Genomic DNA, 11410 nt, shown 5'->3' on the forward strand with positions numbered 1-11410 from the left:
GGCTTCGTCACGGCCCCCGCAATGCCTGATCGGAGGCGAGATGCAGCAGGCGCCGGCCCGCCCGGAGCTGACCGACCGACCGGACGTCACATCGAGAAGGGTGTGGCGCCTGCGCTTGGTCGCGGTCTGTCTAGGTTTGTCGGCCCTGGCGTTCCTCCAGGACCCGGGCATGATCGTCATCGACACGAAGGTGGACCTGGCGGTCGATCCAGCCGGATGGCTGAGCCGCGCCCTGCACGTCTGGGACCCGGACGGGACCTTCGGCCAGCTTCAGAATCAGGCGTACGGCTACCTCTGGCCGATGGGCCCGTTCTTCCTGCTCGGCGAGGTGCTCGACATCCCGGCCTGGGTGGTGCAGCGGCTCTGGTGGGTGCTGCTCATGACGGTGGCCTGCACCGGCGTGGTCCGGCTGGCCGAACGGCTGCACATCGGCACGCCGGCCGCCCGCCTGCTCGCCGGGGTGGCCTTCGCGCTCTCCCCCCGGCTGGTCACCGAGCTGGGCCCGATCTCGGTGGAGGCGTGGCCGAGCGCCCTCGCGCCCTGGGTGCTGGTGCCCCTGGTGGGCCTGGCCCGGGGCGGCTCCGTACGCCGCGCGGTCACCCTGTCCGCGCTGGTGGTGGCGTGCGCCGGTGGCGTCAACGCGACGGCGGTGCTGGCCGTCGTGCCGCTGGCCGGTCTCTGGCTGGTCGGCCTGCATCCGTTCCGGCTGCGGGTCAGGGCGCTGGTCGCCTGGGGGTTGGCGGTGGGCGCCGCCACCGCCTGGTGGCTGGTGCCCCTGCTGCTGCTGGGCCGGTACAGCCCGCCGTTCCTCGACTACATCGAGACGGCGCCGGTCACCACCGGGCCCACCGACATGACCACCGTGCTGCGCGGCGCCTCGCACTGGCACGCGTACCTCAACGGCACGCACGGGCCACCCTGGTCGGCCGGCTGGCGACTGGCCACCGAGCAGCCGCTGGTGGTCGCCACCCTGGTGGTCGCCGGCCTCGGCCTCGTCGGCCTGGCCCGGCGCGGGATGCCGCACCGGCGTTTCCTGGTCACCGGCCTGCTGGTCGGGCTGGCCCTGGTCGGGCTCGGCCACGTCGGCGCGGTCGACGGGCTCGGCGCCCAGACGCAGCGGGACTTCCTCGACGCGGCCGGCGCTCCGCTGCGCAACGTGCACAAGTTCGACGTGGTGCTGCGGCTGCCGCTCATCCTCGGGCTCGCCCACCTGGTCGGACTGGTCGCGCGGGCGGCCCGCGCGGGCGACCGGCCGGACGTCAACCCGGGCCTGCCCCGCCTGCTCCAGCCGGTACGGCTGCGCGCCACGCTGGTCACCGGCACCGCCCTCGTCGCGGTCGCCGGGGTGGCGGCGCCGGCGCTGGCCGGCGGGCTGCCCGCGCAGGGCAGCTTCCGGGAGGTGCCCGGCTACTGGCACCAGGCGACCTCCTGGCTGGACCGCAACCTCGGCGACGACCGGGTGCTGGTGGTGCCCGCCGCCCGCTTCCCCCGCTACCTGTGGGGCAGCCCCAGCGACGAGGTCACCCAGCCCCTGCTGGAGAGCCCCTGGGCGGTGCGCAGTTCGGTGCCGCTCACCCCGCCGGGCACGATCCGGCTGCTCGACGCCGTCGAGTCGGCGCTGGCCAACGGCGAGGGTTCCGCCGGGCTGGCCGACCTGCTCGCCCGCTCCGGCGTGCGGTACCTGCTGCTCCGCTCCGACCTCGACTACGGGCGTTCGGGGGCCACCCAGCCGGTGGTGGTCCGCCAGGCGCTGCAACGCTCGCCCGGCATCCGCCCGGTGCGGGCCTTCGGGCCGGAGGTCGGCGGCGGCCAGCTGCCCGGCAACTTCGTCGACCACGGGCTGGACGTGAAGGTCCGGGCCCTGGAGGTGTACGAGGTCGCCCAGCCGGTCAGCCCCGTCGTCGCGTACGACGCGAAGGGCCTGACCACCGTGGTGGGTGGGCCGGAGTCGCTGCTGCAGATCGCGGCGGCCGGCCGGCTCTCCGACGCCCCGACGGTGCTCGCCGGCGACCGCCCGACGGGGCTGGCCGACGGCCCGGTGGTGCTCACCGACGGGATGCGCCGGCGCGAGGTGGCGTTCGGGCAGCCGCACGACAACGCCTCGGCGACCATGACGTCCGCCGACGAGGCGAGGCTGCGCGCGCCCGCCCGGGACTACCTGCCGCCGTGGGGCGAGGAGCAGGCCACCACCGTGCGCTACCTGGGCATCGAGTCGGTCACCGCGTCGAGTTCCTGGTCCGACGCCCAGCCGCTGGTCGGCGGCCGGCCGGCGCACCAGCCGTACGCGGCGCTCGACGGCAGCCTCGCCACCGCCTGGCGCTCCGCGCCCGGGACGGTCACCACCGCGCAGTGGCTCCAGGTGGAGCTGACCGAGCCGCAGGTGGTCCGCGAGGTGGGGCTCACCTTCGACACCGGCGCCGACTCCCTGCCCACGAGGATCACCGTCAGCGCCGGCAACCAGCAGACGGTGGTGGAGAACCCGGGTCAGAGCGTGCAGGTCAGCGTGCCCGCCGGCTACCCGACCCGGCGGGTGCGGGTCTCCATCGACCAGGTCTTCGACATCCGGGCCGGGTTCGGCGGCGTCGGCATCGCCGAGATCACCATTCCGGGCGTACGGGCCGAACGCACCCTGGCCGTGCCGGCGCCCCCGGCGACCGCCGCCCCGGCCTCCGTGGTGCTCACCGCCGCCGCCGGCGCCGCGCCCTGCGTCTTCGACGAGGGCCGGCCGATCTGCGACGGCGGGCTCGTGCGGGAGTCCGAGGACGGCGACCGGATCGACCGGACGCTGAGCCTGCCGGTGGCCGCCGGCTACGACGTCGCGCTGCGGGTGCGCCCGCGCCCGGGCGGCGCGCTGAACGCGCTGCTCGACGGCGGCGGCGCGGCGGCCGTCGCGCGCGGCGTCAGCCCGGTGGTCGCCGCCTCCAGCGTCGGCGTCGACCACCCCGCCGCCCGGCCGGGCGCGGTGGTCGACGGCGACCCGGCGACGACCTGGTACGCCGCCGGCTCCGACCGGCAGCCGTGGCTGCGCCTGACCTGGCCGAAGGCCCGCCAGATCGCCGGGCTGAAGGTGACCCTGCCGCCCACGGCGGCGGCGGCCCGCCCGTGGCAGGCGACCGTGATCGGGGACGGCGGCATGCGCGGCGGCGTCTTCGACGAGGGCGGCAGCCTGGTCTTCGACCGGCCGCTGAAGACGGACGAGATCACCGTGCTGATCTCCGACGTGGTGCCGGCCAACACCTTCGACCCGTACCGGCGGTTGTCGCAGAGCCTGCCGGTCGGCGTCGGCGAGCTGACCGTGTTGCCGGACGGCCCGACGCCCCGCAACGACCCGGAGGCTCCCGTCACGCTGCCCTGCGGCAGCGGGCCCACCGTCGAGGTCGGCGACGTGCTGCGCCGTACGGCCCTGGTGGCCAGCCGGCGGGAGTTGGCGGAGCTGCGCGAGGTGGACGCTGTGCTGTGCGGCGCGGGCGCGAAGGTTCCGCTGCCGCTGGCCGGCGGCGAGGTTCGGGTGGTGGCGGTGGCGAGCCGGCTGGCGATGCCCGTCCGGCTCGTCCTCACCCCGCACGCCGTGGTCCCGGGGCCCACCACCGACGGCAGCGCGGCCGGCTCGGCGGGCGTCGCCGGCTCGGCGCAGGTCGCCGACGCGGTGCAGACCCCCGTCCGGGTGGACGGCTGGTCGGCCACCCGGCGGTCGTTGCACCTGGACGGCCACCCGGGCCAGCGGGTGCTGGCCCTGCGGGAGAACGCGAACGCCGGGTGGGAGGCAACCGCGGGCGGCGAGCGGCTCACCCCGTTCGTGGTGGACGGCTGGCAGCAGGGCTGGCTGGTGCCGGCCGGCTTCTCCGGCGAGGTGCGGCTGCGCTTCGCCCCGGACGACGGGTACGTCCTGGCGTTGGGCGCCGGCGTGATCCTGCTCGGCGGGGTCGCGGTGGCCGCCCTGCTTCCGGGCCGGGGCGTTCCGGCGGCGGTGCCGGCGCGGCGCCGCCGGCACCGGCTGCTCGCCCTGGTGTTCGGCGGGGCGGCGCTGCTGCTGGTCGGCGGCCTGGCCGCGGTGGCGGTGGCGCTGCTGGCCGCGGCCGGTGTGGTGGCCGGCCACGCCCTGGAGCCGCACCTGCACCCGCCGGACCGGCGCGGGCTGCGCCGGGCGTACCGGTTGGCCGGGCGCTGGCTGCCGGTGGCCTGCTTCGGGCTGGCCGGCTGGTACGCGGTGACCCGGGGCGGGCACACCGACGCGGCGCCTCAGTTGGCGGCGGTCGCCGCCGTGACGGTGCTCTGGTTCTCCGTGGTGTTCGGGCGTCGGCGCGGCCAGGGGCCGTTCCAGCGTTGGAAGGGCCGCTCGACGGCGTAGTAGCTGACCGCGGCGAGGACCAGCCCACCGGCGACGGTGAGCAGGAAGATCTCGCCCGTGTCGCCGCTGAAGTTCGGCCGGTCGCCGACGATGTAGACCCCCTCCAGCACGAACGGGTGCCAGAGGAACAGCCCGTAGGACACCCGACCGAGCCACCGGCCGGCGGTGCCACCGAGGACGGCCTTGGTGCGGGTGGCCGGCCCGAACGCCACCGGCAGCACCACCATGACCGCCACCAGGGCGTACAGCGCCATCTTCAGCCCGAACTGGGCGGCGGTGGGCTCGGCCAGGTCGCGGGGCCCCACGATCGGCGTGGTGGCGACGGCCAGGGCGGCCAGCGCGACCGACCAGCAGGCCAGCGGCGCGGCGCCGAGGTCGTCCAGCCACCGCCAGCGCTCACCGGTACCGGTGTGCAGCGACACGTGGACGGTCGCCAGCGCCATGCCGGCGCCGAACCAGCCGGCGTACGAGGGCAGCCACATGGTGTGCAGGCCCAGGTCGAGCAGGCCGAGACCCATCAGGGCCACCCAGCCGGCGGTGATCGCCAGGCCCGCCGCGACGATGAGGGCGGTGGACCGGCCGGGACGCCAGCGCCGCCGCAGCAGCAGCGCGGCGAGCAGCGGCAGCAGCAGGTAGAAGGCCGCCTCGGTGGCGAGGCTCCAGGTCTGGCTCAGGCCGTGGCGCAACTGCCGGGGCTCGTAGATCTGGGCCAGCGTCAGGTGCCGCCACCAGTCGCCGGCCGACGCCGGCTGGTTCTGCGGCAGCACCAGCAGGCAGACCACCACGGTCAGCCAGTAGGCGGGCAGGATGCGGGTCGCCCGGCGCCACAGGTAGCGCCGGGCGGAGGGGGACCGCTGCCCGGTGGCCGACGAGTGGGCGTACGGGCGGAAGAGCAGGAAGCCGGAGAGCACGAAGAAGACGGCGACGCCCACGTCGAGGCGGGACAACCAGCTGCCCAGCCCCGTGTCTCCGGTGTTCTCGCCGGTGGCGAACCCGACGTGGTGCCCGACGACGGCCAGCGCGCCGATCACCCGTACGGCGTCCAGCGCGGGCAGTCGGTGGAGGCCGTGATCCGGAGTTGGGGCAGACATCAACCGTCCAGAGGGTCGCGTGATTATGTAACCCGGGAGTAACCTGCGGCCAAGTTTAGGGACAGGACCGCTCGCCGGACACCGGCTGACTGTCTTTGTTGGGAGGATTCAGTGAAGGCTCGTCTGGGCGCCGTGCTGTTCGGGATAGGCGTCTTGTGTCTCGTGCTCGCCGCGGGAGCGGCGCTGTTCGTGGCACCGACGGTGACGAAACTGCCGTACGACCTCAAGCTGTGCAACGCGGAGGGTAAGCCGGAGGGCTGCCTGAAGTCGAGCGTCGCGGTGGCGGAGAACGCCAGGTTCCTGCAGCTCAAGGCGGGTATCCCGCCGACGGTGCAGACCGGCACGCTGGAGGCCACCACCGAGGTGGCGCCGCAGGCCGGCACCACCGAGGCGGAGATGACCGGCGACCTGGAGGGTAAGGCGGTCGTCTGGGGCGCGTACGGCACGGTCAAGTGGATCCAGACCGGCGAGGTGATCAGCCAGTACTCCGCCGAGCTGGCCCTGGACCGGTCGAGCGCCGCGGCGGTCGCCTGGGACAAGCAGTTCCTCCAGACCGACGGCCCGGAGGGGCCGAGCGAGGTCACCTTCGGTGGGCAGACCTACAAGTTCCCGTTCAACACCGAGCGCAAGGACCACGAGTACTTCGACCGTGACCTGCGCAAGGCGTTGCCGATCCGGTTCGACGGCACGGAGAAGATCGACGGCACCGAGGCGTACCGGTTCCAGCAGGTCATCGAGGAGACCGACCTGGGCATGGCGGCCGACCGGGTCGGCGCCCTGCTCGGGGCGCTCGCGCCGGGCGCGACCAGCGGCAAGGTGATGTACAGCAACACCCGCACCATCTGGGTCGAGCCGGTCAGCGGCAACTTCGTCAAGGTCCGGGAGCAGCAGAAGAAGACGCTGGTGCCGGACCAGGGCGCGGCCACCGCGCTGCTGGACGCCGACTTCGTCTACACCGACCAGACCGTCGCGAACAGCGTCGAGTCGGCCGGGAAGAACCGGGACAAGCTGCTGCTGATCGGGCGGACCATCCCGCTCGTGCTGGCGGTCGTCGGTGCTCTGGCGCTGCTCGTCGGGCTCTGGCTGGTGCTGGCCGGACGCCGGGCCACCGCCGCCGCGCGGCACCGCGCGGACAGCGACGTCGACGCCGCCACGGTGCCCGCGCCGAGGACGTCGTCCGAGCAGGTCGTGTCCGGGCGCGACGGAGAGGCCGGGCGCCGGTAGCGGACCGCCGGGCGGCCTCCACCGGGTGGGCGTCGATCACCGGCAGCCAGCGAAGGCAGCCGCCGTCGCTCCCGTACGCGGGGCGACGGCGGTGGCCTTCGTGCGCAGGCAGCCCTCACCCCACCGCCACCCCCGGTGCGGGGCCGCTGTCCCCCGGTCCCGCACCGGCCAGCTCAGAGGCGGGCGAGCGCCTTGCGCAACGGGTCGAGCCCCAGCGAGCCGAGGTCGAGCGCCTGGCGGTGGAACTCCTTGAGGTCGAAGTCGGCGCCCTTGCGGGCCTTCGCCTCGTCGCGGGCCTGGAGCCAGATCCGCTCGCCCACCTTGTAGGAGGGGGCCTGCCCCGGCCAACCGAGGTAGCGGTTCAGCTCGAAGCGCAGGTTCTCGTCGGGCACCCGGCAGTGCGCCCGCATGAACTCCCAGCCCAGCTCCGGCGTCCAGCGCTCGCCCGGGTGGAAGTCGAACGGATTGTCCTTCGGGATCTCCAGCTCCAGGTGCATGCCGATGTCGACGATGACCCGGGCGGCCCGGAACGCCTGGCCGTCGAGCATGCCGAGCTTGTCGCCCGGGTCCTCCAGGTAGCCCAGCTCGTCCATCAGCCGCTCCGCGTAGAGCGCCCAGCCCTCGCCGTGCCCGGAGACCCAGCAGAGCAGCCGCTGCCACCGGTTGAGCAGTTCGGCCCGGACTGCGGTCTGGGCGACCTGGAGGTGGTGGCCCGGCACGCCCTCGTGGAAGACGGTGGTCACCTCGCGCCAGGTGGAGAACTCGGTGACGCCCTGCGGCACCGCCCACCACATCCGGCCGGGGCGGGAGAAGTCCTCGCTCGGGCCGGTGTAGTAGATCGCGCCGTCGCTGGTCGGGGCGAGGCGGCACTCGATGCGGCGGACCTGCTCGGGGATGTCGAAGTGGGTGCCGTGCAGGTCGCCGATGGCCTTGTCGGCGAGGGCCTGCATCCAGTCCCGGAACGCCTCCTTGCCCCGGATCGTCCGGGCCGGGTCGGCGTCCAGCGCCTCGACGGCCTCGTCGATGGTGGCGCCGGGGCCGACGATCCGGCCGGCCACCGCCCGCATGTCGGCCTCCAGCCGGGCCAGCTCCTCGAACCCCCAGGCGTACGTCTCGTCGAGGTCGACCCTGGCGCCGAGGAAGTACTGCGAGGCCAGCTCGTAGCGCTTGCGGCCCGCGGCCTGCTTCTCCCGGCCGAGCGGGGCCAGCTCGGTGCGGAGGAACTGGCCGAACTCGGCCGTCGCCGCGGTCGCCGCCGCCGCGCCCCGCCGCAGCTCGGCGCCGAGGGCGCCGTCCGCGCCCAGCCGCTCGACCAGGCCGTGGAAGAAGTTGTCGCCGTCCGGGTCGACCCAGACGTCGCACTGCTTGGCGACCTCGACGAGTTGCACCCGGGCGCTGACGTGGCCGGCGGCGGCCGCCTCGCGCAGCGTCGCCTTGTAGCCCTCGATGGTGCCCGCGAAGCGGTTGAGCCGGGCCGCCACGTTGGCCTTGGCGTCGTCGCCCTCGGTCGGCATCAGGTCGAAGACCATGCGGACCTCGTGCAGACCGCTGGAGATCACGTTGACCTCGCTGCTCGCCTCTCCGGCGTCGTAGCGGGCGAGGTCGAGGCCGAGTCGTTCCTGCATGGCCTCCTTGGCGGTCCGCTCCGACGCCGACTCCGGCTCGGTCACGTCCAGGTCGGCCAGCGTCCGCCGGATCAGCTCCGCGCGGGCCGTGTAGCCGTCGGGTGACAGGTCGTCGAGCTGGTCGTCGTAGCCGGCGACGCCGACGTAGGTGGCGCCGATCGGGCTCAGCGGCGCCCAGTCGGCCACGTAGCGGTTCGCGAGGTCATCGATTCGTCCCACGCTGCGACCCTACGTGAGGAGACCACCGGGTTGTCGAACGCGTTCTGCGTGTTCAGGGCAGCAGATCGGCGGGGTCGAAGTCGATCGGGAACGGCAGGTCGGCCCGCAGCCGCCGACCGCCGACCGCCCTGGCGACGGTGTCGTAACCGCCGAACTCGCCGAGGGTGAAGAGCTCCGCCTCGGCATGCCCCAGCCGGCGGGAGAGCTCGACCCGCAGGAAGTACGGCACCCGCCCCTCCGCGCACCGCATCGGCTTGTCGACGAAGTCCTGCCGGCGGCTGCCGGGCGAGACGAACTCGACCGCCATCGTGCAGAGGTGGGCCGGGATCCACCGGTCCTCCTCGTCGTCCTTCGGCAGCGCGTGCAGGACGGTGACGTCGGGCTGGATCCAGCGCCGTGGCGAGAAGGTCAGATTCACCTGCCCGAACACGTAGAACCCGTGGGTCTCCGCGGCGGGTGACAGTAAACGGGCGAGCTTTATCTCGCCGTAGCTGTTCGTGCCGACCTCGGCGGGCGTCATGACCAACCTCCCGTCGAGGCACTCGTAGCGCGCATCGGGTAGCCCCGGCAACGGGAGGTATCGGTCCGCGAACTGGGTCGTCCACATGCCGTCGAGGTCGACGAGCGGGTCGAAACGCATCGGCATCGCCACGGCGTGCACCTCCTCGGGGTGGTCAACGCGTCACCAGCGTAGGCGGTTCCTGTGGTGGTCGACACGGCGTCCGAAAGTCGCGGGACTTCGTCGTACGGCTGCGGCAGAGTGTCAGGGGTGACAGTGGATTCCACTCCTGACCGGGCGGCGCTGCGGAGCTGGCTGCCCGGGTTCCTCGCGCTGGCCGCCATCTGGGGCTCCAGCTTCCTGTTCATCAAGATCGGAATCGGGGAGCTGCATCCGCTGCACCTCACCCTCTACCGGGTCGCCGCCGGCGCGGTGACCCTGCTGGTGGTGCTCGCCGCGCTCCGCGACCGGCTGCCCGCCGAGCCCCGGGTCTGGGCGCACCTGGCCGTGGTCGCCGCGTTCGGCGTCGTCGTGCCCTTCACCCTCTTCGGCTACGGCGAGCAGCGCGTCGAGTCGATGCTCGCGGGCATCTGGAACGCCACCACCCCGCTCATCGTGCTGCCGCTGGCCGTGCTGGTGTTCCGCACCGAGCGGCTGACCGTACGCCGGGCGGTCGGCATGACGCTGGGCTTCGCCGGGGTGCTGGTGGTGCTCGGGGTCTGGCAGGGGGTGGGCGGGGCGCACTTCACCGGGCAGCTCATGTGCCTGGGCGCGGCCGCCTGCTACGGCGTCGCCATCCCGTACCAGAAGAGGTTCGTCGCGGGCAGCGCGCACTCGGGGCTCTCGCTCTCGGCGGCGCAGCTGCTGGTCGCGACCGCCCAGCTCGCGGTCGTCGCGCCGCTGGTGGCGGGGGCCCCGCCGGCCCCGACCGGCCTCTCGCCCGAGGTGCTGGCGAGCGTGCTGGCGCTCGGCGCGCTCGGTACCGGTCTCGCCTTCGTCATCCACCTGCGCAACATCCGGGTCGCCGGGGCGAGCACCGCCTCCACCGTGACCTACCTGGTGCCGGTGTTCGCGGTGCTGATCGGCGCCCTGGCCCTCGACGAGCGGCTGACCTGGCACCAGCCGGTGGGCGCGCTCGTCGTGCTGCTCGGCGTCGCCGTCTCGCAGGGCCTGATCGGTCGCCACCGGCCGGCGGTCGGGCCCGCCGAGCCACCCGTGGCGGGTGTCGTCGCCGCGCCGGCTGCCCGCTCCTGACCGCTCCCGGCCGTCGCCACGGCGACCGGCCGGAAGGTACGGCAGCCGGGGGGTCAGCCGGCGGCGTGCTCGCGGGCCCAGCCGACCAGCCGGTCGGCGTCCCACGTGTTGACGACCCGGTCGGCGGGCACCCCGCACAGGGCGGCGCGCTCGCAGCCGAAGCGCTGCCAGTCGAGCTGCCCGGGGGCGTGCGCGTCGGTGTCGATGGCGAAGTCGCAGCCCGCCTCCAGCGCCCGGCGGATCAGCCGCTTCGGCGGGTCCTGCCGCTCCGGCCGCGAGTTGATCTCGACGGCCACCCCGTGCTCGGCGCAGGCGGCGAAGACGGCGTCGGCGTCGAAGTCGCTCTCCGCCCGGGTACGCGGTCGGTGCGCCCGGTCGCCCGGCCCCTTCACCCCGGCGGGCCGGGACGCCACCATCCGCCCCGTGCAGTGGCCGAGGATGTCCAGGTGCGGGTTCGCGATCGCGGTCAGCATCCGCCGCGTCATCCTCGCCCGGTCGTCGTTCAGGCCGCTGTGCACGGAGCCGACCACCACGTCGAGGCGGGCCAGCAGCTCCTCGTCCTGGTCGAGGGACCCGTCGGCGAGGATGTCCACCTCGATGCCGGTGAGGATCCGGAAGCCCTCCGGCAGCGCCTCGTTGACCTTCGCCACGTGGTCGAGCTGCCGGCGCAGCCGGTCGGCGGTCAGGCCCCGGGCCACCTTGAGCCGGGGCGAGTGGTCGGTCAGCACCACGTACTCGTGGCCCAGTTCGACCGCCGCGAGCGCCATCTCCTCGATGGGCGAGCCGCCGTCGGACCAGTCGGAGTGGGTGTGGCAGTCGCCGCGCAGCGCGGTGCGCAACGCGGTGGCCGCCGCGTCCAGGTCCGTGCCCTCCGTGGCGAGCAGCCGGCGCAGGTAGACCGGCTCCTCGCCGGCGAGCGACTCGGCCACGCAGCGGGCGGTGACGTCGCCGACGCCGGACAGCTCGGTGAGCTTGCCCGTGCGGGCCCGCTCGGCCACCTCGCTGCCCGGCAGCGCGGCGAGGGCCGCGGCTGCGGAGCGGAACGCCCGGACCCGGTAGGTCGCCTCGTTCGCCCGTTCCAGGAGGAAGGCGATCCGGCGCAGGTCGGCGATGGGGTCCCGGGCGCTCATGCATGGAAAATACGCCCCCG

General features: G+C 74.3%; 7 protein-coding genes. 3 read left to right on the forward strand and 4 right to left on the reverse strand.

Annotated features, from left to right (window positions below):
• Window positions 1–40: 40 nt before the first annotated feature.
• The gene (locus KBX06_RS25375; protein ID WP_247686665.1) at window positions 41–4348 is read left to right on the forward strand and encodes an alpha-(1->3)-arabinofuranosyltransferase; all 4308 of its coding nucleotides are present in this window, start codon (window positions 41–43) and stop codon (window positions 4346–4348) included.
• On the opposite strand, the gene KBX06_RS25380 is transcribed toward KBX06_RS25375, so the two are convergent.
• The gene (locus tag KBX06_RS25380; protein ID WP_210839383.1) at window positions 4240–5439 is read right to left on the reverse strand and encodes an acyltransferase; all 1200 of its coding nucleotides are present in this window, start codon (window positions 5437–5439) and stop codon (window positions 4240–4242) included. The genes KBX06_RS25375 and KBX06_RS25380 overlap by 109 nt on opposite strands.
• Before the next feature lie 111 nt (window positions 5440–5550).
• Here KBX06_RS25380 and KBX06_RS25385 point away from each other — a divergent pair, with 111 nt between their 5' ends.
• Complete coding sequence (locus KBX06_RS25385; protein ID WP_210839384.1) at window positions 5551–6663, forward strand: DUF3068 domain-containing protein; 1113 nt, start codon at window positions 5551–5553, stop codon at window positions 6661–6663.
• 173 nt (window positions 6664–6836) lie between these two features.
• Here the strand turns inward: KBX06_RS25385 and KBX06_RS25390 are convergent, their stop codons facing one another.
• Window positions 6837–8507 carry a DUF885 domain-containing protein gene (locus tag KBX06_RS25390; RefSeq protein WP_210839386.1) on the reverse strand — a complete coding sequence of 557 codons (1671 nt, stop codon included), beginning with the start codon at window positions 8505–8507 and terminating at the stop codon, window positions 6837–6839.
• Between the two features lie 52 nt (window positions 8508–8559).
• Entirely contained in the window at window positions 8560–9153 is a 594-nt protein-coding gene (locus tag KBX06_RS25395; protein ID WP_247686673.1) for a Uma2 family endonuclease, read from the reverse strand.
• Between the two features lie 123 nt (window positions 9154–9276).
• Here KBX06_RS25395 and KBX06_RS25400 point away from each other — a divergent pair, with 123 nt between their 5' ends.
• Window positions 9277–10260 carry a DMT family transporter gene (locus KBX06_RS25400; protein WP_210839390.1) on the forward strand — a complete coding sequence of 328 codons (984 nt, stop codon included), beginning with the start codon at window positions 9277–9279 and terminating at the stop codon, window positions 10258–10260.
• A 53-nt stretch (window positions 10261–10313) separates the two neighbouring features.
• Here KBX06_RS25400 and KBX06_RS25405 read toward each other — a convergent pair whose 3' ends face one another.
• Window positions 10314–11390, reverse strand: a complete 1077-nt coding sequence (locus tag KBX06_RS25405; RefSeq protein ID WP_210839392.1) for a PHP domain-containing protein — start codon at window positions 11388–11390, stop codon at window positions 10314–10316.
• Between the last annotated feature and the right edge of the window lie 20 nt (window positions 11391–11410).

Origin of the sequence: Micromonospora sp. C31, assembly GCF_018070575.1 — a bacterium.
GTDB lineage: Bacteria > Actinomycetota > Actinomycetes > Mycobacteriales > Micromonosporaceae > Micromonospora.

Coding starts and splice junctions, on each gene's coding strand:
- KBX06_RS25375 (WP_247686665.1), top strand. CDS start 41: ATGCAGCAGGCGCCGGCCCGCCCGGAGCTGACCGACCGACCGGACGTC.
- KBX06_RS25380 (WP_210839383.1), bottom strand. CDS start 5,439: ATGTCTGCCCCAACTCCGGATCACGGCCTCCACCGACTGCCCGCGCTG.
- KBX06_RS25395 (WP_247686673.1), bottom strand. CDS start 9,153: ATGCCGATGCGTTTCGACCCGCTCGTCGACCTCGACGGCATGTGGACG.
- KBX06_RS25405 (WP_210839392.1), bottom strand. CDS start 11,390: ATGAGCGCCCGGGACCCCATCGCCGACCTGCGCCGGATCGCCTTCCTC.